This is a genomic window from Pseudomonas sp. NPDC090203 (assembly GCF_044746765.1).
In the GTDB taxonomy this organism is placed as follows: Bacteria; Pseudomonadota; Gammaproteobacteria; order Pseudomonadales; family Pseudomonadaceae; genus Aquipseudomonas; species Aquipseudomonas putida_AD.
In genome coordinates this window covers 53,914-76,855 of the sequence record NZ_JBIVCV010000013.1, presented here as the reverse complement: position 1 = coordinate 76,855, position 22,942 = coordinate 53,914, and the positions used below count along the sequence as shown (strand labels likewise).

At 60.7% G+C, this 22,942-nt stretch carries 23 protein-coding genes; 14 read left to right on the top strand and 9 right to left on the bottom strand.

Features of this window, described 5'->3' with window-relative positions; genetic code table 11:
- The first annotated feature begins 45 nt into the window (after positions 1–45).
- The gene (locus tag ACIPO9_RS21515) at positions 46–687 is read left to right on the top strand and encodes an oxidoreductase (RefSeq protein ID WP_274136295.1); all 642 of its coding nucleotides are present in this window, start codon (positions 46–48) and stop codon (positions 685–687) included.
- 104 nt (positions 688–791) lie between these two features.
- On the opposite strand, the gene ACIPO9_RS21510 is transcribed toward ACIPO9_RS21515, so the two are convergent.
- From ACIPO9_RS21510 to ACIPO9_RS21495, 4 genes are all read right to left on the bottom strand, one after another.
- Positions 792–1,082, bottom strand: a complete 291-nt coding sequence (locus ACIPO9_RS21510) for a YceK/YidQ family lipoprotein (protein WP_400783375.1) — start codon at positions 1,080–1,082, stop codon at positions 792–794.
- On the bottom strand, positions 1,075–1,704 hold the full coding sequence (ubiX, locus tag ACIPO9_RS21505) for a flavin prenyltransferase UbiX (protein ID WP_400609055.1): 630 nt from the start codon (positions 1,702–1,704) through the stop codon (positions 1,075–1,077). The genes ACIPO9_RS21510 and ubiX overlap by 8 nt, the downstream gene beginning before the upstream one ends.
- The gene (gene mpl / locus ACIPO9_RS21500; protein ID WP_274136291.1) at positions 1,701–3,050 is read right to left on the bottom strand and encodes a UDP-N-acetylmuramate:L-alanyl-gamma-D-glutamyl-meso-diaminopimelate ligase; all 1,350 of its coding nucleotides are present in this window, start codon (positions 3,048–3,050) and stop codon (positions 1,701–1,703) included. Before mpl ends, ubiX begins: the two co-directional genes overlap by 4 nt.
- A 180-nt stretch (positions 3,051–3,230) precedes the next feature.
- Positions 3,231–5,147 carry a sigma-54-dependent Fis family transcriptional regulator gene (locus ACIPO9_RS21495; RefSeq protein ID WP_400783374.1) on the bottom strand — a complete coding sequence of 639 codons (1,917 nt, stop codon included), beginning with the start codon at positions 5,145–5,147 and terminating at the stop codon, positions 3,231–3,233.
- 285 nt (positions 5,148–5,432) lie between these two features.
- Here ACIPO9_RS21495 and ACIPO9_RS21490 point away from each other — a divergent pair, with 285 nt between their 5' ends.
- From ACIPO9_RS21490 to ACIPO9_RS21465, 6 genes are all read left to right on the top strand, one after another.
- Positions 5,433–6,953, top strand: coding sequence for an aldehyde dehydrogenase family protein (locus tag ACIPO9_RS21490; RefSeq protein WP_274136289.1), 1,521 nt, complete (start codon positions 5,433–5,435; stop codon positions 6,951–6,953).
- 286 nt (positions 6,954–7,239) lie between these two features.
- Positions 7,240–7,692, top strand: a complete 453-nt coding sequence (locus ACIPO9_RS21485) for a GNAT family N-acetyltransferase (RefSeq protein WP_400783372.1) — start codon at positions 7,240–7,242, stop codon at positions 7,690–7,692.
- A 237-nt stretch (positions 7,693–7,929) separates the two neighbouring features.
- Positions 7,930–8,577, top strand: a complete 648-nt coding sequence (locus tag ACIPO9_RS21480; RefSeq protein WP_274136286.1) for a DedA family protein — start codon at positions 7,930–7,932, stop codon at positions 8,575–8,577.
- 3 nt (positions 8,578–8,580) lie between these two features.
- Positions 8,581–9,372 (top strand): zinc-dependent peptidase, encoded by a 792-nt coding sequence (locus ACIPO9_RS21475; RefSeq protein ID WP_400783371.1) that lies wholly within the window; start codon positions 8,581–8,583, stop codon positions 9,370–9,372.
- A gap of 145 nt (positions 9,373–9,517) precedes the next feature.
- A complete protein-coding gene (gene ppa / locus ACIPO9_RS21470; protein WP_274136284.1) occupies positions 9,518–10,045 on the top strand; it encodes an inorganic diphosphatase in 528 nt (175 codons plus the stop codon).
- Positions 10,046–10,479: 434 nt separating this feature from the next.
- Positions 10,480–11,205, top strand: coding sequence for an XRE family transcriptional regulator (locus tag ACIPO9_RS21465; RefSeq protein ID WP_337993918.1), 726 nt, complete (start codon positions 10,480–10,482; stop codon positions 11,203–11,205).
- 363 nt (positions 11,206–11,568) lie between these two features.
- Here ACIPO9_RS21465 and ACIPO9_RS21460 read toward each other — a convergent pair whose 3' ends face one another.
- Both ACIPO9_RS21460 and ACIPO9_RS21455 read right to left on the bottom strand, forming a co-directional pair.
- Entirely contained in the window at positions 11,569–12,222 is a 654-nt protein-coding gene (locus tag ACIPO9_RS21460; protein WP_400783369.1) for a DUF6933 domain-containing protein, read from the bottom strand.
- Positions 12,223–12,373: 151 nt separating this feature from the next.
- Complete coding sequence (locus ACIPO9_RS21455) at positions 12,374–12,634, bottom strand: helix-turn-helix domain-containing protein (protein ID WP_400783367.1); 261 nt, start codon at positions 12,632–12,634, stop codon at positions 12,374–12,376.
- A 419-nt stretch (positions 12,635–13,053) separates the two neighbouring features.
- Here ACIPO9_RS21455 and ACIPO9_RS21450 point away from each other — a divergent pair, with 419 nt between their 5' ends.
- From ACIPO9_RS21450 to ACIPO9_RS21420, 7 genes are read left to right on the top strand one after another with little or no spacing between them, the layout of a single operon-like run.
- Positions 13,054–14,082, top strand: coding sequence for a glycosyltransferase (locus ACIPO9_RS21450; RefSeq protein WP_400609037.1), 1,029 nt, complete (start codon positions 13,054–13,056; stop codon positions 14,080–14,082).
- The gene (locus ACIPO9_RS21445) at positions 14,079–15,200 is read left to right on the top strand and encodes an FAD-binding oxidoreductase (RefSeq protein WP_274136279.1); all 1,122 of its coding nucleotides are present in this window, start codon (positions 14,079–14,081) and stop codon (positions 15,198–15,200) included. The genes ACIPO9_RS21450 and ACIPO9_RS21445 overlap by 4 nt, the downstream gene beginning before the upstream one ends.
- On the top strand, positions 15,187–16,686 hold the full coding sequence (locus tag ACIPO9_RS21440) for a hypothetical protein (RefSeq protein WP_274136278.1): 1,500 nt from the start codon (positions 15,187–15,189) through the stop codon (positions 16,684–16,686). The genes ACIPO9_RS21445 and ACIPO9_RS21440 overlap by 14 nt, the downstream gene beginning before the upstream one ends.
- A complete protein-coding gene (locus tag ACIPO9_RS21435) occupies positions 16,683–17,462 on the top strand; it encodes a pyridine nucleotide transhydrogenase (RefSeq protein WP_274136277.1) in 780 nt (259 codons plus the stop codon). The genes ACIPO9_RS21440 and ACIPO9_RS21435 overlap by 4 nt, the downstream gene beginning before the upstream one ends.
- Entirely contained in the window at positions 17,459–18,295 is an 837-nt protein-coding gene (locus ACIPO9_RS21430) for a sugar phosphate isomerase/epimerase (protein WP_274136275.1), read from the top strand. Before ACIPO9_RS21435 ends, ACIPO9_RS21430 begins: the two co-directional genes overlap by 4 nt.
- The gene (locus ACIPO9_RS21425) at positions 18,292–18,648 is read left to right on the top strand and encodes a multidrug transporter (RefSeq protein WP_400783364.1); all 357 of its coding nucleotides are present in this window, start codon (positions 18,292–18,294) and stop codon (positions 18,646–18,648) included. The genes ACIPO9_RS21430 and ACIPO9_RS21425 overlap by 4 nt, the downstream gene beginning before the upstream one ends.
- Complete coding sequence (locus ACIPO9_RS21420; RefSeq protein ID WP_274136272.1) at positions 18,648–19,472, top strand: glycosyltransferase family 2 protein; 825 nt, start codon at positions 18,648–18,650, stop codon at positions 19,470–19,472. Before ACIPO9_RS21425 ends, ACIPO9_RS21420 begins: the two co-directional genes overlap by 1 nt.
- 149 nt (positions 19,473–19,621) lie before the next feature.
- Here the strand turns inward: ACIPO9_RS21420 and ACIPO9_RS21415 are convergent, their stop codons facing one another.
- The 3 genes from ACIPO9_RS21415 to ACIPO9_RS21405 form a co-directional block, all read right to left on the bottom strand.
- Positions 19,622–20,503, bottom strand: a complete 882-nt coding sequence (locus ACIPO9_RS21415; protein ID WP_400783361.1) for a LysR family transcriptional regulator — start codon at positions 20,501–20,503, stop codon at positions 19,622–19,624.
- Positions 20,504–20,561: 58 nt separating this feature from the next.
- A complete protein-coding gene (locus ACIPO9_RS21410; RefSeq protein ID WP_400783358.1) occupies positions 20,562–21,314 on the bottom strand; it encodes an Asp/Glu racemase in 753 nt (250 codons plus the stop codon).
- A gap of 126 nt (positions 21,315–21,440) precedes the next feature.
- On the bottom strand, positions 21,441–22,826 hold the full coding sequence (locus ACIPO9_RS21405; RefSeq protein ID WP_400609025.1) for an MFS transporter: 1,386 nt from the start codon (positions 22,824–22,826) through the stop codon (positions 21,441–21,443).
- Positions 22,827–22,942: the final 116 nt, after the last annotated feature.

Below are 22,942 nucleotides of genomic sequence, written 5' to 3'. Positions count from 1 at the left end.
TGCGTTAGAGCGCCTATGCTTGTGTCGTATCAAGGGAGAAAGACCATGTACTTGACGCCGCAACACATCCTGCTTGCCGGAGCCACGGGATTGACAGGCGAACACCTGCTCGACCGTCTGCTCAGCGAACCCACTGTCAGCCGCGTGCTGGCACCTAGCCGTAGGCCGCTGGCCGAACATCCGCATCTGGAAAACCCTGTAGGCGACTTCACCTCACTGCTCGCAGAACTGGGCGGGCGAGTGGACATCGCCTTTTGCTGTCTGGGCAGCACCATCAAGCAGGCCGGCTCGCAAGACGCCTTTCGCGCCGTGGACATGGACATGGTCGTGGCCTTTGGCAGACGCGCCCGTGAACTGGGCGCGCGGCATCTGTTGGTCGTCAGCGCGGTGAATGCCGATCCTGAATCAAGCATCTTCTACAGCCGCGTCAAAGGCGAAATGGAAGCCGCGCTCAGGGACCAGAACTGGCCCCAACTGACCATCGCCCGCCCGTCACTGCTGCTGGGCGAGCGCGCCGATCAGCGCCTGGTAGAGCAACTGGCCGCGCCTATCGCTAAGCTGATTCCCGGCAAATACGGCGGCATCGAAGCCTGCCAACTGGCAAGGGCGCTGTGGCGCCTGGCGCTGGAAGAACAGGACGGGGTGCGGATCGTGGAGTCCGATGAGTTGCGCCGGTTGGGTAAGTAGGCATTCCCCCTGTAGGAGCGCGCTTGCCCGCGATTGCGGTGTATCTGCGGGATCTATGCTGCCTGGACATACCGCCATCGCGGGCAAGCGCGCTCCTACAGGCACTACATCCCGCCCGAGGCCTGGAAGCCCACCCCCAACGCCGTCAGGATCGACAACGGCAACAGCACCGTATCCAGCAGCGCGCTGCCCGGCAGATCCAGCATCGGGTATTTCGGAGCTTCGGCGCCGAAGCGGTCTTTCTCGCAACAGCCGCCCTGAATCGCATACAGGTCCAGCCGCGTGCCGGAGTACACCACCGGCGCGCCGGGCTGGTTGGCATCCAGGGTGCGCACAGTCGAGCATCCCGTGGCCAGCAGCAACCCGAGGGTCAGCACAAACAGCTTCTTATTCATCGGCGCCCAAATGATGTTCACCCCAGCGCGGCAGCATGTCCTGCGGGATGTTGAGCAAGTTGAGAATGCGCGCCACGACGAAATCCACCAGATCATCGATGGTCTGTGGCTGGTGATAGAAACCCGGCGAAGCCGGCAGAATCACCGCGCCCATGTTCGACAGTTTCAGCATGTTCTCCAGATGAATACTGGAGAACGGCGCCTCGCGGGGCACCAGAATCAACTGACGGCGCTCCTTGAGAGTCACGTCGGCGGCGCGTTCGATCAGATTATTGCAGGCGCCGGTGGCGATGGCCGACAAAGTGCCCGTCGAGCACGGCACCACCACCATCGCCGCGGGTGAGCCGGACCCCGAGGCCACCGGAGACATCCAGTCCTCCTTGCCGTACACCCGAATCTGGCCATCGGCGGCGCCGGTGTATTCGGTGAGGAACGCCTGCATCATCTGCGGCTTGGGCGGCAAGGTGACATCGGTTTCGGTGGCCATCACCAACTGCGCGGCCTTGGAGATCAGGAAGTGCACTTCCCGATCTTCACGCACCAGGCAATCGAGCAGGCGCAGACCATACTGCGCCCCGGACGCGCCGGTCATCGCCAGGGTGATGCGCTCCGGACCGCTCATTTCAGCGCCTCGGCCAGTTTGCCGTGCAGCCCGCCGAAGCCGCCGTTGCTCATGATGACCACGTGGGTGCCGGGCTGGGCCTGGCTTTTCACGCGCTCGATGATGGCTTCAAGGGAGTCGCAGACCACCGAAGGCGTCTTGCACAGCGCGGCGGTCGCGGCCAGGTCCCAGCCCAGATTGGCCGGCGCGTACCAGACCACCTGATCAGCCTGATCGACGCTTTCCGGCAAGCCGTCGCGGTGCGCACCGAGCTTCATCGAGTTCGAACGCGGTTCGACCACAGCGATGATCGGCGAGTCGCCCACCTTCTTGCGCAGGCCGTCCAGCGTGGTGGCGATAGCGGTCGGGTGGTGAGCGAAGTCGTCGTAGATGGTAATGCCGCGCACTTCGGCGACCTTCTCCATGCGCCGCTTAACGCTCTTGAATGCGCTCAGGGCTTCGACGCCTTGCTGCGGTACGACGCCCACATGCCGCGCCGCTGCCAGCGTGGCCAGGGCGTTGGCAACGTTGTGCTGGCCGGTCATGTCCCAATCGACCACGCCTTGAGCGACGCCTTCGAAGATCACTTCGAACCTGGAGCCGTCCTCGCGCAGCAGCTTCGCCTGCCACTGGCCGCCCTGCCCGGTGGTCTGCACCGGGGTCCAGCAGCCCATCTGGATCACGCGCTCAAGGGCCGGCTCGGTGGTCGGATGAATCACCAGGCCTTCGCTCGGGATGGTACGCACCAGATGGTGGAATTGCCGCTCGATGGCCGGCAGATCCGGGAAGATGTCAGCGTGATCGAACTCAAGATTGTTGAGAATCGCGGTGCGCGGGCCGTAATGGACGAACTTCGAGCGCTTGTCGAAGAACGCGCTGTCGTACTCGTCGGCCTCGACCACGAAGAACGGCGTGTCGCCCAGGCGCGCAGACACTGCAAAGTTCTGCGGAACACCGCCAATCAGAAAGCCCGGGCTCATGCCTGCGTGCTCCAGCACCCAGGCGAGCATGCTGCTGGTGGTGGTCTTGCCGTGAGTGCCAGCGACCGCCAGCACCCAGCGACCACGCAGCACGTGATCGGCCAGCCACTGCGGGCCGGAGACATAGGGCAGACCCTTGTTCAGGACGTATTCCACGGCCGGGTTGCCACGGGACATCGCATTGCCGACCACCACCAGATCCGGCGCAGGCTCAAGGTGCGAAGGGTCGTACCCTTGCATCAGCTCGATGCCCTGTGCCTGGAGCTGCGTGCTCATCGGCGGATAGACGTTGGCATCGGAGCCCGTGACTTTATGGCCCAGATCCTTGGCGAGCACCGCCAGCGAACCCATGAACGTACCGCAGATACCCAGAATATGAATGTGCATGACCGACCTCTTAAAACATTCGCGCAGGTTAGCTTAGAGAGGGTCGGTTCGCACAGTTCAATCGGCACAGCGATTCCGCCTGTAGGAGCGCGCTTGCCCGCGACGGCGGTGCATCAGATACATCGAAGGCGGCTGATACAACGCTTTCGCGGGCAAGCGCGCTCCTACAGTTGCGGATGGCTAACGGGCAATCCCGTGCTTGCGCAGCTTTCTATACAAGGTATTACGGCTGACGCCCAATTCCTGGGCAGCATGTGTCATGTGCCAACGCTGCGCCTCCAGTATCTCGATCAACGCAGAACGCTCGGCACAATCGAGTGGCGAGTCCTCGGGTTTCGCGGCGACATCCTTCTTCACCGCGCCCTGGCGGATTACCAGTGGCAAGTCGGCATGGCAGACTTTTTCATCCTCAGCGAGCGCCGCCAGCGTGCGCAACACATTGCGCATCTGCCGCACATTGCCCGGCCAGGGAAAATCGAGCAGCGCCTGCCGGGCCTCGGCGTCGATCACCACCTGCTGGCCACCCGCCTCTTCCTCCAGCAGGAAGTCCATCAACTGCGCCTTGTCGCTGCGTTCTCTTAATGCCGGCAGGGCGATTTCCAGGCCGTTGAGCCGGTAGTAGAGGTCTTCGCGAAAACTGCCGTCCTCCACCCGTCCCAAGAGATTGCGGTGGGTAGCGCTGATGATTCGTACATCCACAGACTGCGGCTCACCGCCGATGGGCACCACCAGACGGTCTTCCAGAACGCGCAGGAGCCGTGTCTGCAGCGCCACCGGCATGTCGCCGATCTCATCGAGAAACAGGGTGCCACCATCGGCCTGCTGCAACTTGCCGCGCATGCCTTCCTTGCGCGCGCCGGTGAAACTGCCGCCGCGATAACCGAACAACTCGCTTTCGATCAGGCTTTCCGGAATGGCGGCGCAGTTGAGTGCAACGAATGGCTGGTGCGAGCGGCCACTGGCCTGATGCACGGCCTTGGCGAACGCTTCCTTGCCCGAGCCGGTTTCACCGTTGATCAACAGCGGCACATCACGCTCGAATACCTTCAAGGCGCGACGAAAGTCGGCCTGCAGCGAAGGATCGCCCAGGCAGATACCACTCAACGCAGGCTTCTCTAGCGGCTTGCTGACAACAGGCGCGCTAACCCCCTTCAGCACCGGCTGAGCCTGCCCACGCAGCACGGCGAAAAAACCACGGCCGTCTCGGGTTCGCAGTGGCCAACTGGCGGCTGCATCGGGCGAGGCGCGGCTCAAGAGTTGGTCCAGGGAACAATCGAACAATGCCTCGACCGGCTGGCCAATCAGATCGGCGCGGCCCAGGCTCAGCATGTTCAACGCGCTCTGGTTCAGCGCCCTGACCCGCCCTTCGCCGTCGAACGCCAGCAGCCCTTCGTTGAACAGCCCGACGGCGCCAGCCTGCAGGTGAAAACGCAGCAGCCACTGATCGTCGAAATGCCGCAGGAAGTAACTGCTTTCGATTGTTTTTGCCGACAGATTGACCAGCGCCATGGTGTGAAACTGGCTCTGGCGAGACACATCGTGCCGCGCCGACGACACATCCAGCACCGCCAGCAGATCGCCATGAGGATCGAACACCGGACTGGCCGAGCAGGTCAGCCCGGTATGCCGCCCGCGAAAATGCTCATCGCGGTGGATCGTCACCGATTGCCGCTCCACCAGGCACGTACCGATGCCGTTGGTGCCCTCCCGCGCTTCGCTCCAGTCCGCGCCCAGCCACAAACCGGCGCGCTCGAAGATCTTGCGCTCGCCGTCCTGGGTCACGCAATTGAGGATGACCCCTCGCGCGTCGGTCAACAGCACCGCATTACCGCCCGACAATTGCTGGTGCAGGCTGTTCATCTCGCCACCGGCGATGGTCAGCACTTGTTGCAGGCGTTCGCGGCTTTCCAGCACCCGGGCATGCTCCAGCACGGTGGGCGCCATGGCCTGTGCGGGGTCCAGGTGATAGTCGTCAAGACAACGCTGCCAGGAGCGGGCGATGGAAGGGTCGGCGCCAGGGCCGTAGCGGTGATCGGCCTTGCCCTGGGCGAATGTCAGGACTTGCCGGGCATGGCGGGTTAGGTGGTTGCTATGCATTTTCTTGTTGTTCCTGTGCATGCTTGCGAACCAGCATCCTCCAGGCCCTCCCTTATTGCAATCCTTGGCACGGGCCTGCCCGCCGAGCTGTCCCACATTCGATACAAAGTGTCACTCTGCCCGTCCCGCAACTGGCACATCGACAGCAGCCAAGCGTCTGATTTTTCGGCAAAACCCTTGTAAACCGGGCACCGCACGGCAGTGGCCCGCGCTTTGCTCTACGCTTTAATCAAGCGCAGCAGCGCGTTATCCCCACACAATCACAAGAGCAAGGAGATATTCACCATGCGTTATGCCCATCCCGGTACTGAAGGCTCGATCGTTACCTTCAAGACCAAATACGGCAACTACATCGGTGGCGAATTCGTGCCGCCGGTCAAAGGCCAGTATTTTGAAAACACCTCGCCTATCACCGGCAAACTGATCGCCGAATTCCCTCGCTCGACTGCCGAAGACATCGATAAAGCCCTGGATGCCGCCCACGCCGCTGCCGATGCGTGGGGCAAGACTTCCGTTCAGGAACGCTCGCTGACCCTGCTGAAAATCGCCGACCGCATCGAGCAGAACCTCGAACTGCTGGCCGTGACCGAGACATGGGACAACGGCAAGGCCGTGCGTGAAACCCTCAACGCCGACATCCCGCTGGCTGTGGACCACTTCCGTTATTTCGCAGGTGTGCTGCGTGCCCAGGAAGGGTCCGCCGCCGAAATCGACGGCAACACCGTGGCCTACCACATCCATGAGCCGCTGGGCGTCGTCGGCCAGATCATCCCGTGGAACTTCCCGATCCTGATGGCCGCCTGGAAGCTCGCGCCGGCCCTGGCTGCGGGCAACTGCGTCGTGCTCAAACCTGCCGAACAAACCCCGCTGGGCATTACCGTCCTGCTGGAACTGATCGGCGACCTGCTGCCAAAAGGCGTGCTCAACGTGGTGCAAGGCTATGGCCGCGAAGCCGGTGAAGCACTGGCGAGCAGCAAACGCATCGCCAAGATCGCGTTCACCGGCTCAACGCCTGTGGGCTCGCACATCATGAAACTGGCGGCCGACAGCATCATCCCGTCCACCGTGGAGCTGGGCGGCAAGTCGCCGAACATCTACTTCGAAGACGTGATGAGCGCCGAGCCCGAGTTCATCGACAAGGCCGCCGAAGGCGTGGTGCTGGCGTTCTTCAACCAGGGCGAAGTCTGCACCTGCCCATCGCGCTGCCTGGTTCAGGAGTCCATCTACCCGCAGTTCATGGAAGCGGTGATGAAGAAGGTCCTGAAGATCAAGCGCGGCGACCCGCTGGATACCGACACCATGGTCGGCGCCCAGGCATCGCAGCAACAATTCGACAAGATCCTTTCCTACCTCGACATCGCCCAGGGCGAAGGCGCCGAGCTGCTGACCGGTGGCAAGGTCGAGAAGCTGGAAGGCTCGCTGGCGACCGGCTACTACATCCAGCCGACCCTGCTGCGCGGCAACAACAAGATGCGCGTGTTCCAGGAAGAAATCTTTGGCCCGGTGGTCAGCGTGACCACCTTCAAGGATGAAGCCGAAGCCGTCGCCATCGCCAACGACACCGAGTTCGGCCTCGGTGCCGGCGTGTGGACCCGCGACATCAACCGCGCCTACCGCGTGGGCCGCGCCATCAAGGCTGGCCGCGTGTGGACCAACTGCTACCACCTGTATCCAGCCCACGCTGCATTCGGTGGTTACAAAAAATCCGGCGTCGGCCGCGAAACCCACAAAGTCGCGCTCGAACACTACCAGCAGACCAAAAACCTGCTGGTGAGCTACGACATCAACCCGCTGGGCTTCTTCTGATCCAGTGACAGCAGTCAGATGACGGCCTCTTCGGAGGCCGTTTTTTTTTAACCGCCACCACATTCCTGTAGGAGTGAGCTTGCTCGCGATGGTTGCCTGCCTACCACCACAACGCCAATGGTCTGCCGCTATCGCGAGCAAGCTCACTCCTACAGGGTACGGTGCGGCGAGAGCAGCGCTTTTGGATTGCACTTTCTAAAGCGCTTGGGCAAAGTCGAAACCGTCTGTCCCAGTGCCAGGCGTCCTCCCCCTTTCATGCATTGCACAATGAAGCTGAGGCCCAACCATGCGGATCATTCAAGCCACCCTGGAGCACCTGGACCTGTTGACCCCTCTGTTCGTCAAATACCGCGAGTTCTACGGCGAACTGCCCTACCCCGATTCCTCCCGTGACTTCCTGGAAAAACGCCTGCGCCGCGAAGAGTCGGTGATCTACCTGGCGCTACCGATGGATGACGACAGCAAGTTGCTGGGCTTCTGCCAGCTCTACCCCAGCTATTCCTCGCTGTCGCTCAAGCGCGTGTGGATCCTCAACGACATCTACGTCGCCGAAGACGCCCGCCGCCAACTGGTCGCCGATCACCTGATCCAGAAAGCCAAGAAGATGGCCCGCGAAACCCAGGCCGTGCGCATGCGCGTGTCCACCAGCGCCAACAACGAAGTGGCACAGAAAGTCTACGAATCCATCGGATTTCGTGAAGATACCCAATTCAAGAACTACGTGTTGCCGATCAATTGAGGTTCCCGCACCCGTAGGAGCGCGCTTGCCCGCGATGGCGATCTGGCTGGGGACGATTTGCCGTCTGACACGCCGCCGTCGCGGGCAAGCGCGCTCCTACGGAAGATGTGTTCCATCAATACCAAACGTTTCAATCTGCACACAGTCCCAGCAACACCCCGATTCTTCCCTCTATAATGCGGCCCACCTCACCTCTTTCCACTGACCCGGACCGGGTCTCATCATCAGGTGCCGTACATGGATTTCAACCCGATCGATATCATTCTCCACCTGGACGTCTACCTGGACATGCTGGTGACCAACTACGGCACCTGGGTCTACGCGATCCTGTTCCTGGTGATCTTCTGCGAGACCGGCCTTGTGGTGACGCCGTTCCTGCCGGGTGACTCGCTGCTGTTCATCGCAGGCGCGGTGGCAGCCGGTGGCGGCCTGGACCCTGTCGTGCTGGCCGGGCTGCTGATGGCGGCTGCGATCATCGGCGACAGCACCAACTACGTCATTGGCCGAACGGTGGGCGACAAGCTGTTCAAGAACCCCAATTCGAAGATCTTCCGCCGCGACTACCTGACCAAGACCCACGAGTTCTACGAGCGCCATGGCGGCAAGACCGTGACCCTGGCGCGCTTCCTGCCGATCATCCGCACCTTCGCCCCGTTCGTTGCGGGCCTGGGCAAGATGAACTACCTGCGCTTCGTCAGTTTCAGCGTGCTGGGTTCGATCCTGTGGGTCGGCAGCCTGGTGACCCTGGGCTACTTCTTCGGCAACATCCCGTTCATCAAGAAGAACCTGACCTTGCTGGTGCTGGTCATCATCCTGATCTCGCTGCTGCCGATGATCATTGGCCTGGTCCGCAGCCGCATGGGCCGTTCCGCCACAGCGCGCTGAACCATGTGGCCGTTTGGCAACTGGCTCAAGCGCCGCACGCTGGCACGTCACCAGGTCGCCCCTGAACTCTGGGGCCGGGTGCGCGAGCGTTTGCCGATCCTCGACGGCCTCAGCGCCGAAGAGGATCGCCGCCTGCTCGACAGCTGCATCCTGTTTCTGCAAGCCAAGACCCTGACCGCGCTGGAAGGCGTCGAACTGGACGACGAGTCCTGCCTGTTCCTGGCGGCGCAGGCCCAGTTGCCGTTGCTGGCGCTGGACGACCTGGACTGGTATCGCGGCTTTCACGAAATCATCCTCTATGGCGATGACTTCATCAGCCCGCAGAAACACCGCGACGCCAGCGGCATCGAACACGAGTGGGATGGCGAGCACAGCGGCGAAGCTTGGAGCCAGGGCCCGGTGATTCTCGCCTGGCCGGGGGTGCTGTCCAGCGGCGGTTGGGAGGCGTACAACCTGCCGATCCACGAACTGGCGCACAAACTCGACATGCTGGGCGGCGACGCCAACGGCCTGCCTCCGCTGCACAGCGACATGCGCATCAGCGACTGGGCCAGCGCCATGCAAGGCGCCTTCGATGACCTCAATCGCCAGCTGGACGCCGACCCCGACGCCGAAACGGCCATCGACCCCTACGCTGCGGAAAACCCGGCCGAGTTCTTTGCAGTCACTAGCGAGTACTTCTTCAGCGCCCCGGATTTGCTGGTCGAGGCCTATCCGGACGTCTATCGGCAGCTCAAGGCGTTCTACCGGCAGGACCCTCTGGCGCGGCTTACGGCGCTTCAGGCAGCACTTTAGGCCTGCAAGCCTGTCTATGAGGCTCAAGACAAGGTCCAGGACCGATGGGTGTAATGGTAACGGTTACCAAATATGCCTATAATCCGGCCACTTTTTGGCGTTGCACGCCAGATTCAGCAATGGTCAACCAAGGGGGCAAAGCCCAATGAGCTACAGCAAAATTCCGGCCGGTAAAGACCTGCCGAATGACATCTACGTCGCCATCGAGATCCCGGCCAACCACGCGCCGATCAAGTACGAAATCGACAAGGATAGCGACTGCCTGTTCGTTGACCGTTTCATGGCCACCCCGATGTTCTACCCGGCCAACTACGGTTTCATTCCCAACACCCTGGCCGACGACGGTGACCCCCTCGACGTGCTGGTCGTGACTCCATACCCGGTCGCACCAGGCTCGGTCATCCGCGCCCGTCCGGTTGGCGTACTGAACATGACCGACGACGGCGGCGGCGATGCCAAAGTCATCGCAGTTCCTCACGACAAGCTGTCCCAGCTGTACGTCGACGTGAAGGAATACACCGACCTGCCGCCGCTGCTGATCCAGCAGATCGAGCACTTCTTCGCGAACTACAAAGATCTCGAAAAAGGCAAATGGGTCAAGATCGAAGGCTGGGCCGGCGCTGATGCCGCTCGCGAAGCCATCACCAAATCGGCCGCTGCCTACAAGGGCTGATCCGGTTCGCTCCCTGCGAAGCGCTCGCCGCTTCGCAGGTGGCACCCTCCTGCCTGTATGCCTCTCCCCCTGACACCTTTCTCCAGCATCACTCCCGCAACTTTTTTGCCCTGAATGTTTAAAGTTTAGTGGGTAAAGTCTTGCCGTTTATCCGAATAAAACGCCGCAGGCTCATTGGCAATAAAACTTCGCCGCATCGCACCTGATAACGGACGACTTGAGGCTCTAGATCGGGCGATTCACGGAACGCCTTTGAAAACAGGTACTTTTGTCCGGGCGCATGGATTGTTGAGCGCAAAAGAAACAGTGAACGACATGCCCTACAACTTCATTCGAACGTTGTAATCCCTAACGTCAACTTCAAGTTTGATGCTTGACGCATTTGAACACTTCGTTCATTTAAACAAACTTGAACTGTCCGTAAAATTCGATCCATGAATACATCAGGTGATCGACTACGCGTCCTTCTGCGGGAGTGCCATCTCTCCGCCACAGACTTCGCCGCCAACCGCAAGGTGACGCCGCAACACGTGAACAACTGGTTCAAACGCGGCATCCCCATGGCACGCATGGAGGAAGTCGCCGAACTGCTCAGCGTCAACGCACGATGGCTGCGCACAGGCGACGGCCCGAAACACCCGGGAGAAGGCCGCGAAAAAAACGGCCACGATCGCATGTCCCGCACGCCTCCTGCGCGCGGCCACGTTCGGGAAGAGCTGGACATGCCCGTCTATACCGAACTTCAAACCCAGAACCCCGGGCAAACCGCCGTCAGCGAAATTCCCAACCACAAAGTGCGGTTATCCCGCCGCGTCCTGGAAGCCATGGACGTCGAACTGCACAACGCCATCTGCATCGCCATGGTCGGCAACAGCATGGCGGACAAGATCCAGGACGGCTCCCTCATCGGCGTCGACCGAGGCCGCACCAACGTCATCGACGGCGAAATGTACGCCCTCGAACACGCCGGCATGCTGCGCGTGAAATACCTCTATCGCCTGCCAGGCGGCAGCCTGCGCCTGCGCAGCCACAACGCCGGCGAATACCCCGACGAGATTTTCAGCGCCGAACAGATACAGGAACAGCACATCCAGATCCTGGGCTGGATCTTCTGGTGGTCCACCCTCAACAACCGCCGCCACCCCGCCACCATGCCCTGATGCGCAACAGCAAGAGACAAATGGCAGCCCATCAAGGCTGGGCATCAGCGCAGAACATGAGTATCCTGCACGCCTTCGTTTCAACACCCATCGGCTACCCGCGGATGGGTGATCGACCCGGCACCGTCCCCTGTGACACGCCCGGTCTACCTTACAAGCGCCTCCTTGCAGCGCGCACTTTTGCGGACGGGTGCGGTTAGCCAAAAACTAACCAAACCTGTCACCGAGAAGCCGGCCACAAGCCGGCTTTTTAATTTGTCTCTCAGGTCGAAATCATTCGGATGGAAAAGGAACGCCGCTAATCAATCGATCCATTGGTTGGCTATCGCTGCCCTGCATCGGGCAAGGCTCATGAGCACATCCTCACTTGCCAGCAAACCATCGTTGGTGTGCCTGCGCCACCTCCTCCGGCTCCATGCCTATCCCCAAATGCCTGTAGGCTTTCTGGAAAGCAGTTTCTGCTGGCCGGAAATAATCACCCCCTTTGATTGATCTCAGGAATCTGTTGGCAATCCCATCAAACTCAACGAGGCCACCAAGCTCGATGGGCAGTCCTGGCCCTTCATATGCCTCATGCGCGGCGAGATACAGGACGTCGTTGATGTGAGCCTGGACGCTTCGATCACCACGTTTGTAAAAATGTACATCCTCAAGAGTGTCTGCCCATTCATTGACATGCCGATTCAGTTCCGCCTCAGGTGGCATCACCAATCCCATGTTCAGCGCCATAAGCTCCATGCCGCCTAAATAGCGGGGAATGAACTGACGGAGAAAACCGTCGACGTCATTGCGCTTAAGGCCAACGAAGAGCATTGCGTAGCGGGTTTCGACATGCATCGCGACGAGAATGTTGGTTTTACCAAACTTGGTCGTGTGCAGCTGCCATCGCTCGATATTTTCCCTGTCAGTGGACAGCAAGCTAGCTGCTGAGGCCGGCTCGACGCGGCTGACCAGTTCGCCTTTCACTTTGCCAGAGAAGAATTCGCAGGCCGCTTGGGTGCAGTCGAAGACCAACATGAGTCCCTCCTTACTTTCTATGATCTAGCGGCCTCGGAGATTCTTAGTCGACTCAAGCATGCCGAGCGCGGAAATCGATTACATAGTTACTAGCGGCCAACGACTTCAAGTGACGGGCAGTCCAAGGCTGACCAAGTCAATTGTGGAAATGTCAGGCAACTCCGCAGCGTTGCTCGGCAAGGATGTCCTCGACAGTTCGCTGATGACCAGTCTTGACCAATTTCAGGTCATACCCCGCTGCTTCCAGAAGTCGCACGAGTGCAGAAACGCTCATATCACCCCTGGCCATAGTTTCCATCCTGGCGACTGTCGATCGAGACACGCCTGCCCGATCTGCAATAGCTACTTGACTCAGCCGCGCATCACGGCGGGCGTCCTTCAGCATTTCAGCGACATCGAGAAGCGAAGTCATTTGTAGCCCTCGGGCATCAAAAATGGCGTAAACGTCGATTATGCAGCCCAAGGGCCACAAATACACTCAAGTTTCATACGTATTCCAGATCTGGCGCCAGTATTCCCTCCAACCCCGCCCTACCCATGCAAACTTTAAATAAGCCCTGCGCCTCACCAGATCTGTAAAAACCCCTGACATCTGTCTCCCTTCACGGATATCAATACCCCACATCGTTACACACAACCCGTTGATTAATCAGTGCTTTGAAAACCCCGATAGCACTGCGAAGCAGCCAACGATTCACGCTTGAAACCTCTCAAAACTGCGCCTCCCGCCCTGTGAATAATTCCCGTTCCCCACGTGTTCACCTGATGACACCCGTCTGCACGCTCTTATAAAAAAACACCGCCAGGGAAGGCCGTTTCGAGTATCTCGCCATGGCTTTTTTTCCCTGTTTCTTGTCGGTGGTGTTGGTCGTGCGTAATCAGGCCGAGGGGCTTGAGGGGATGCTGCTTGAAGCGACGGGGCTGATCGCTTCGATGGTGTCGGACTATGAGCTGATCATTGTCGACAACGCGTCGACCGACGACAGCATCGCGCAGTTGAAACGCCTGACGGGCGAAGACGGGGTGGCCAATCTTCAGGTGTATGCGCTGACCCGTGAGGTGGATCTGGACACGGCGTCCTGGGTGGGGCTGGAGAATGCGTTGGGGGACTATGCCGTGGTGCTCGACCCGCTGGCCGATGACATCGCCTTCCTGCCCAACATGCTGGAGCAGGCGGCGCAGGGGGCGGATGTGGTGTTCGTCTGCAACGCCGAGCACAGCACGCAAAGCCTGCCTTATTACCTGGCTTTCAAACTCTTTCACCGTGCATACCGGTGGTTCAACGGCATTCATCTGGTCAAGGAGGCGCCGCAGTTTCGGCTGCTGACGCGCAAGGTCATCAGTTTCATCCTGCAGCACCCCAAACCCACGATGATCTACCGTCATTTGCCGGCGACAGGCGGATTTGCCAGGGTCTGTCTGAGTTACTCGGCTCCGCCCAAGGCGCAACCGCGCAAGCATCTGGGGGAGAGTGTCGATCGGGGGATTCGCATGCTGATTTCCAGCACGCGGGCGCCGATGCGGATGGTGACGGCGCTGTCGCTGTTTGGCGCGGTGATGAACCTGATCTATTGCGCGTATGTGGTCGGGATCGCGCTGTTCAAGACCGATGTGGCAGCAGGCTGGACCAGCCTTTCGCTGCAGCAGTCGGGGATGTTCTTTCTGATTTCGCTGGTGTTGCTGGTGCTTGGCGAATACATCCTGAACATGGCCAGTTTTTCCAACGACGGGCCGCTGTATTACATCGGCCAGGAATTTACCAGTTGCCGAATGACGCGCCTTGAACGGCTCAACGTCGAAGAAATCACCCCCAATGCCCAGGTGGTCCGGGCCTGGGGCGCCGAGCGGGCATCGCGATGAACGCGCCAGGGGATTGCCTGGACGCAATCGTCATCGGCGGTGGTTTCTACGGATCGGCGATTGCGGTGCATCTGGCGCGCCAGCGCGGCTTGAAGCGCATCGTACTGCTGGAGCGCGAAAGCGGCTTGCTCAGGCGCGCCTCGTACAACAATCAGGCGCGGGTGCATAACGGCTATCATTACCCGCGCAGCTTCACCACGGCCTATCGCAGCCGGATCAACCTGCCGCGTTTCGTGGCCGACTGGCCCAATGCGGTGAAGAGCGATTTCACCAAGCTCTACGCCATCGCCCGACACAATTCGAAAGTCACTGCCCGACAGTTCGAACGCTTTTGTCACGATATCGGCGCCCAGGTCAGGCGCGCGGACGCCGCGGCCCACGGGCTGTTCGAGCCTCGCCTGATCGAGGCGGTGTTTCAGGTGCAGGAATACGCCTTCGACTCGACCCGTCTGGCGCACTGGGCGGAACGTGAACTGGCAGACTGCGGCGTGCAGATCCGCCTGCTGACCCGCGCCACCGAGATCTACCAGGGCCCCGACAGCACCTTGCAGGTGGTCACTGAAAGTGAGGGCGGCCCGCAGCGCCTGAGCTGCCGTTACCTGTTCAATTGCACCTACAGCGGCAGCAATCATTTCAACGGCGAGTTCCCGGGGCTGGACACCGATCTGCGTCACGAGATCACGGAAATGGCGCTGATGCAGATGCCGTCCGCGCTGCAGGGTCTGGGCGTGACGGTAATGGACGGGCCGTTCTTTTCGATGATGCCGTTTCCGTCGCGCAACCTGCACACGCTGTCCCACGTGCGCTTCACGCCGCACCTGCACTGGGACGATGAGAAATCGATCAACCCCTACGACAGGCTCGCCGGACATGAGCGTGCCAGCCGTGTCGAGCGCATGGTGCGCGATGTGGCCCGTTACATCCCGGCGATCCTCGACTCGCAGCACATCGACTCGCTGTACGAGGTCAAGACTGTCCTGGCGCGCAACGACCGCAACGACGGGCGCCCGATTCTGTTCGAGAAGCACGCCAGCTTGCCGGGCTGCTACTCGGTGCTTGGCGGCAAGATCGACAACATCTATGACGTGCTGGAGAAACTGGACAATGAAGTCTTTTGATCTTTCGCGCCTCAACCCGACCCTCGTGCTGCCTGTCGCCGTGGCGGTGCTGGCGAGCCTGTTCCTGACGCTGGCCACCCGTTCGATCTGGATCGACGAGGCGATGCTGCTCAAGGACATCATCGAGCTGCGCAGCCCCGAGGAATTCTTCAAGCCGCTGCCTTACTACGATCAGGCGGAACCGGTGCTCGCCTCGCTGTTCTTCAAGGCGATCATGCTGCTGTTCCACTACAACATCGCGCCGCTGAGGTTGTCGGTGCTGGCGCTCTCCTGCGTGCTGATCGCGCCGGTGTTCGCAGTGTTTCGTCCTTACCGCTGGGGGGCGCTGGTGTTTGTGCTGGCGCTGATCGGCCACTCGTTTTCCATGGGCCTGTTTCTGACCGAGCTCAAGCACTACTTCCTCGAAGTGTCGGTGAGTTTTCTGGCGATCACTGCGCTGTGGCGGTCCTCGGAACAGGACAATCTTCATTGGCCCATCGGGATGGCGGCTGCGATCAGTGTGCTGGGTTTTTCAACACTGATCGTTTCAGGCGCGCTGCTGATGTATGCCGTGGTGCGTCATGCGTCGCAACCCAGGAACGAGCGCGAGGCATCGACCGTCGTGGCGATTGCCGGGGCTGCTTTGGTGGTGGTGGTCGCGTATGCCTACATGAAGTACCTCACCGTGTTTCAACTGGGCAATTACGACGACTATTACAAGACCACCGCGCTGGGCTCGCTGGGCGTGCTGAAGGAGGCGATTCTCGGGGCGTATGGCAAAGCCTTGCTCATCACGTCCGGGGTTGCCAGCGTAGTGCTGCTGTTTACCCACAAAAGCGGTTTCGTGTGCAGGCTGAATCTGTTTTTCATTGGCATTCTGCTGATCGTACTCGTAGGGCGAATCGCCGGTTTCTACCCTGCCACCTATCCCCGCCATGTGATCTGGCTGGCGCCATTCAGCATGGTCATCGCCTGCCTTGGGGTACTGGAATTCACCGCCAGCCCGTCGCGCCCGCTCAAGGTGCTGGGCTGGGTGCTGCTGAGCCTGATGGCACTGCAGGCGGGCAAGGCCTGTTACAACAATCTTCGCGGCGTGAACTACGAGTACGTCGACAACAACGCGCTCTACGAGCACATCGCGCAGATGCCGCCCACCGAGTTTCTGGTCTACCCCGACGCCCAGCCGTCGCTTGAGTACTACAGCCTGCTCGATCAGCGCCTGAGCAAGCATCAGTACGTGCGTGTGAACGATGAAGCGACGCGCATGCGTGATCCGAAGATGGGCAAGGTCGAGTACCTGGACTCCCTCGCCGAGCTGTTGCGACAGCGCCCCTCCAAGGACTTTTCCGTGCTGGTGTCCCACGTCAATCTGGACAAGGACATCAGCGGGCGCGGCAAGGCGCTGGAGGCCGAAATCAGCCGCCTGAACTGCACCTACACCTCGTATTTCTACGTGTACAACGCCCAACTGATCCGGGTGCACTGCCCGCTGGATGCGCAACTATGAATGGTCTGATCGGATACACCGGCTTCGTCGGCTCGACCCTGATGCGTCAAACCCAATTCGGCGCGCTGTATCGCTCGACCAACATTCACGAAATCGAGGGGCGCTCCTTTGACGCGCTGGTGTGCGCTGGAGCCCCCGCACAGAAATGGATCGCCAACCGCGACCCCGATGCCGACCGCGAGAGGATCGAGAACCTGATCGAGCACCTGCGCTCGGTGCGCTGCCGCACCTTCGTGCTGATCAGCACCGTGGACGTCTTTCACACGCCCATGGGCGTGGACGAAGACAGTCAGGTCGAAGAGGTGGGCCTGCACGCCTACGGCATGAACCGGCGCTTGCTGGAGTGCTTCGTGGAGGACTATTTCCCACAGCATCTGATCGTGCGTCTGCCAGGCCTGGTCGGTCCCGGCCTGCGCAAGAACGTGGTGTTCGACATCCACAACCAGCACAACCTGTCGGCCATCGACAGCCGTGGCACCTTCCAGTTCTACCCGATGGTCAACCTCTGCCACGACATCCAGGTTGCACTCAATGCCGGCCTCAAGCTGGTGCACCTGTGTGCCGAGCCGGTCACCGTGAGCGAGATTTCGCAGGAAGGTTTCGGCAAGCCGTTCGACAACGTGCGCAGCGTGATGCCGGCGCGCTACGCGATGCAGACCTGCCACGCCGCCCTGTTCGGCGCTCGCGGGCGTTATCAGTACAGCGCCCGGGAAGAGCTGATGGCGGTGCGCGCCTATGCGCAATCGGAACCGCATACCACGGAGCACCGGGCATGAGACTGGCCATCTCCAACATCGCCTGGGACATCGTCGAGGACCGGGACATCGCAGCCCTGCTCAGGCGCTACGCCATCGACGCCATCGACGTCGCGCCGGGCAAGTATTTTCCGGATCCGGTGGCCGCCACGCCTGGCCAGATTGCCGACGTGCGTGACACCTGGGCCGGGCGCGGCATCGACATCACCGGCATGCAGGCACTGCTGTTCGGCACCCAGGGGCTGAACCTGTTTGGCTGCGCCGCCAGCCAGACCTCGATGTTGCAGCACCTGGATGAGGTCTGCCGCATTGGCGAGGGCCTGGGTGCGACACGACTGGTGTTCGGCTCGCCGAAAAACCGCGACCGCAACGGCCTGGGCGACGACGAGGCCATGGACATCGCCGTGCCGTTTTTCAGAATGCTTGGCAACGTCGCCCGGGACCACGGCGTGACCATCTGCCTGGAACCGAACCCGGAGTGCTACGGCGCCAACTTCATGACCAGCAGCCCGTTGACTGCCGAGGTGGTGCGGCGGGTCGATCACCCCAATATCCTCATGCAACTGGACACCGGTTCACTGGCGATCAATGGCGAGGACCCGTTCGCTGTGTTGCAGGGCGCCGCCGAGTTGATCGGCCATGTCCATGCCAGCGAGCCCAGCCTGCTGCCGCTGGGCGACGGCACTGCCGATCACGCCGGGATGGCGGCCGCAATCAGCCGCTACCTGCCCGATCACCTGATCACCATCGAGATGCTGCCCAAGCGCAACGAGCCCCACGTCGATACCATCGAGCGTGCCCTGAACGTCGCGATCTGGCATTACCGGGCCGAAGCCTTGAGGGCGCAATCATGAAGTGGGCGATTCTGATCCTGGGGATCCTCTCCAACGCATCGGCCAGTGTGCTGGTGAAAATGGCCATGATGCCGCCGCGCAGTTTTCCCTCGCTCAATGCCCCGCTGCAGGCCCTGGGCAACTGGCCGTTCTGGCTGGGGCTGGGGTTATACGGCACCGCTTTTCTGCTGTACGCCGCCGCTCTGGCGCGCTTGCCGCTCAATATCGCTCACCCGGTGCTGACCGCCGGGGCGGTGGCTGCCGTGGCCTGTTCCTCGGTGCTGATTTTTCGTGAAACCTTCTATTGGACGACGGCGGCCGGCATCGTGCTGGTAATCGCGGGTGTCGCCCTGATTACTGCGCGGGTGGCGTGATGACCGACACAACCTACACCTCCGGACGACCGAGCCTGGCCCAACTGACACGCCAGGTTCCCACCTTCGACACCCCGCTGTGGCTGGGTAGGCTGCATCCTTACTGCGTGATTATCCCGGTCATCAACGAGGGCGACCGCATCGTCAGCCTGCTGGCGCGCATGGCCGCGCTGGCGATCAACCAGATGGCCGACATCATCATTGTCGACGGCGGCAGCACCGACAATTCCCTGGCCCACGACATGCTGATGGTCACTGCGGTGCGCGGTTTGCTGGTCAAGACCGCACCGGGCAAGCTCAGTGCGCAGTTGCGCTGTGCCTATGCCTTTGCCCTGGATCAGGGTTACGAAGGGATCGTGACCATCGACGGCAACGACAAGGATGACCCGCAGGCGATTCCGCGCTTTATCAACGCGCTCAGGCAAGGGGTGGATTTCGTTCAGGCGTCGCGTTTTCTCACAGGCGGTGCGGGAGAGAACACGCCAAAGTCCCGCGACATTGCCATCCGTTTCATACACGCGCCGATGCTGAGTATTGCCTCGGGCCACGACTGGACTGACACCACCCAAGGGTTTCGCGCCTACAGCCGCAAACTCCTCCTCGACCCGCGCCTGGCGATTTTTCGGGATGCGTTCATGACCTACGAGCTGCTGGCGTACCTGTCCTATCGTGCGCCCAAGCTGGGTTATCACTGCATCGAACTGCCGAGCGTACGACGTTATCCACAGGGTGAGGTGCCAACCAAGATCGGCGGGCTCAAGGGCAACCTGATGTTGATGCTGGTGTTGGTTCGCGCATGTTTCGGGGGGTATGACCCCAAGTAGATTCTATGGGTACACCGCAACGTCTTATAGGAGCGCGCTTGCCCGCGATGGCGTCGTGTCAGACAGTTCGTATCCCTCAGGCACACCGCCGTCGCGGGCAAGCGCGCTCCTACAAGTTGTGTCGCAAAATCCCACGTAGGGGGCTTGGATCAGCTTTTGAGGAGATGCTCCAGAAACAACCCTGCCGCCATCGACAACCCTTCCCGGGACCGGACGCACAGGCTGAGTTCGCGCCGCGCCCAATCATCGGTCAACGGCACAACCGTGGCGCTGTCCATTCGGTAAATCTCGACGCTGCCCCTGGGCATGATGCCGATCCCGACACCCGCCTGAACCATCAGGCACAAAGCGTCATAACTCGACACTTCCATGCGGATTTTCAACGAACGGCCCATGTCATTGGCGGCTTTTATCAGCTGGAAATTCAGGTGCGTACCGCTTCGCAGCGTGACGTATTCATGATCCAGCGTCTCGGCAAAAGCGACCGATTCACGCCCCGCCAGCGGGTGACCATTGGGCACCAGCAGCACCAGTTGATCGCTCCGGAACGGGAAGACTTCGATGTCGGCGCCATGGGGCAGGCGGGTGAAAATCCCGATGTCGGCGCGGTTCTCGGCCACGGCCTTGGTGATCGCCAGGCTCGGCTGCTCCTCAAGCCCTACGTTGATCAACGGGTACTGAGCCATGAAGGATTTGATCAGCCCCGGCATGAACTGGGTAATTGCCGAAATGTTGGCCAGCACCTGCACCGAACCACGACGCCCGTGGGAGTAATCGCGCATCTGCACGACAATCTCGTTGAGGTTATTCAGCGCGCTGCGGGCCATGAACAACAACGACAGGCCGGCATCGGTCGGCGTGATGCCCTTGTTGGTGCGATTGAGCAGGCGCGAGTCGAGCAACTCTTCCAGCTCGCTGAGCCGCTTGCTCACCGCCGCCGCCGCGATGTGTTCGCGCTTGGCGGCGGCCGCGATAGTGCCTTCTTCGACGACACTGACGAAAAGGCGCAGCGAAACAGGATCGAGCTTCATGTGAGGTACCGGGCATGCAGGCCTGAGTGGCCGCCATAGTACCTCGTCAGTCACCGACTCAGAACGCCCCGGACAACAGATGACCGGCGTTCGGCACCTGAGCCTTCAAACCCAGGGTCTTGAGCATCTGGTAGACAGTAGCGACCGAGGCGGAAAGCACCGGCTTGTCCAGCCGATCCTGTACGACTTGAATCGCAGGCAGCGAGGGCATCTGCACGCAGCACGAGAGCACCACGCCATCGGCTTGTCCGATATTCAACTTGTCGGCGTGGGCCACCAGGTTCATCGGGTCCAGACGACCGACTTCAAGGTTGTCGGAAACTTCCAGGCTGATCGAATCGACTACCTCGATCCCCGCCGCCTCGATGTAGTCGATGACCTGTTGCGTCAGCGGTTTCATGTACGGGGTAATGATCGACACCTTCTTGTAGTTCAGCATGTTCAGGCTGTCGATCAGCGCACCGGCCGAGCTCAACACCTGTGCGCTGGACTTGTTGCTGGCGACTGTCTTGCCCAGCCGCTCCTGCGAGACTTTGTGGTAACCGGCGCCTTGGCACATGATCGCCACCAGGCACGCATAAGCCATGACATCCACCCGCGCATCGCTCAGCTCCAGAGCGCAGCGGTCGCTGTCGATGTCCATTTTTTTCAGCTCTTCGGGGCTGACGTGCATCATGCGCATGCGCGAGGAATGGAAGGTGAAACGCTCTTCGGGAAACAGCGAATAGCGCGAGGTCAGCATCGCCGGAATCTCGGTTTCCATGGTGGTGTTAGAGCTGGGGACGATCTGGCCGATCCGGAAGTTTTTCATGGGCTCTCCTGCATTGCGCCACTGGCGCGGGTCATGTGCGACCGATGTTAGGAGTGCAGGAAGAAGGCGTACATCAGGCATTGGCGAGCCTGCCATCGCGTATGACGATGGCAGGCTGATCAGCATTCAGGCGTTGGACAGCGTCCCGCTCGGCACAGGTGCCGGCGAATCTTCGCGCTGCAACATCGAACGCGGAATCGACAGGATCAGCCCAGCGCTGATGAACAGGCAGGCGCCCAGCACGTAGGTCCCGTTGTTGATGTTGCCGGTCAGGTTTTCCGCGACGGCGGTAATCATCGAACCGGTGAAGCCTGACAGGTTGCCGATGGCGTTGATCATGCCAATCCCCGCAGCCGCCGCGACGCCCGACAAGACCGTGCCCGGCAGGGTCCAGTAGATCGGCATCAGACTCAGCACGCCGGAAGCCGAGACGCTGAGGAAGATGATCGACAGCACCACGTTGTTGGCGAAATACGCACTGAGAATCAGGCCGATGCCGCCGATGATCGCGGGAATCGCGGCGTGCAGGCGGCGCTCGCCGGTCTTGTTGGAATGGCGCGCGTTGAGGGTCATGGCGATCACCGCGATGCCATAGGGAATGGCGGTCAGCAGGCCAATGTCCAGCGGGTTGCTGATGCCCGCGCTCTTGATGATCGAAGGCATCCAGAACGCCAGGCCGTAGAAACCGGTGTTGAACGTCAGCAGAATCAGCACCAGCAGCCACACGCGACCATTGAAGAACACCTCGCGCAGGTTCGACGCCTTGCCTTTGTTGTCCTGCTGGAGGTTGGCCTTGAGCATGGCCTTTTCTTCAGGGGACAGCCATTTGGCCGAGTCGATGTTGTTGGCCATGAACGCCAGCACCACGATCGCCATTACCACCGACGGCAAGCCTTCGATAATCAGCAACCACTGCCAGCCCGCCATGCCTTGCACGCCCTGCATCTTGGTCATCAGCCAGCCGGAAATCACGCCGCCGAGTGTCAGACTGATCGGCATCGCCATCAGGAAACCGGACATCACACGGCTCTGGCGGCGCGTCGGGAACCAGTAGTTGAGGTAAAGGATGACGCCCGGGAAGAACCCAGCCTCACAGATGCCGAGCAGGAAGCGCAGCACGTAGAACATGGTTTCCGACTCGATGTGGAAAAACTTCGCCAAGGGCACGGTGAAGGCGACGGCCATGGAAACGATGGCCCAACTGAACATGATCCGGGCAATCCAGAACCGCGCGCCGAAGCGATGCAGCAACAGGTTGCTCGGCACCTCGAAGATGAAATAGCCCCAGAAGAAAATGCTCGCGCCCAGTGCGTAGACCGTGTTGCTGAATTGCAGGTCATTGAGCATGTCCAGCTTGGCGAAGCCGATGTTGACCCGGTCCAGATACGCCGCCATGTAGCACAGCAGCAGGACGGGAAGGATGCGCAGGATGACTTTACGGTAGGTACGATCTTCGAAGCCGGCTTGCCCGGTGCCCGACGATTCGGGCAGGCGATCAGATGCGGTTGCCATGGTGGGACCTCCAGGCACCTGATGGCGCCTGTATTGTTGTTATGGGGTCGAAACACCAGCGGATGTTACTGACAACGGATAGATGAAGAATAATGACATGTTCCCATTGATCGATA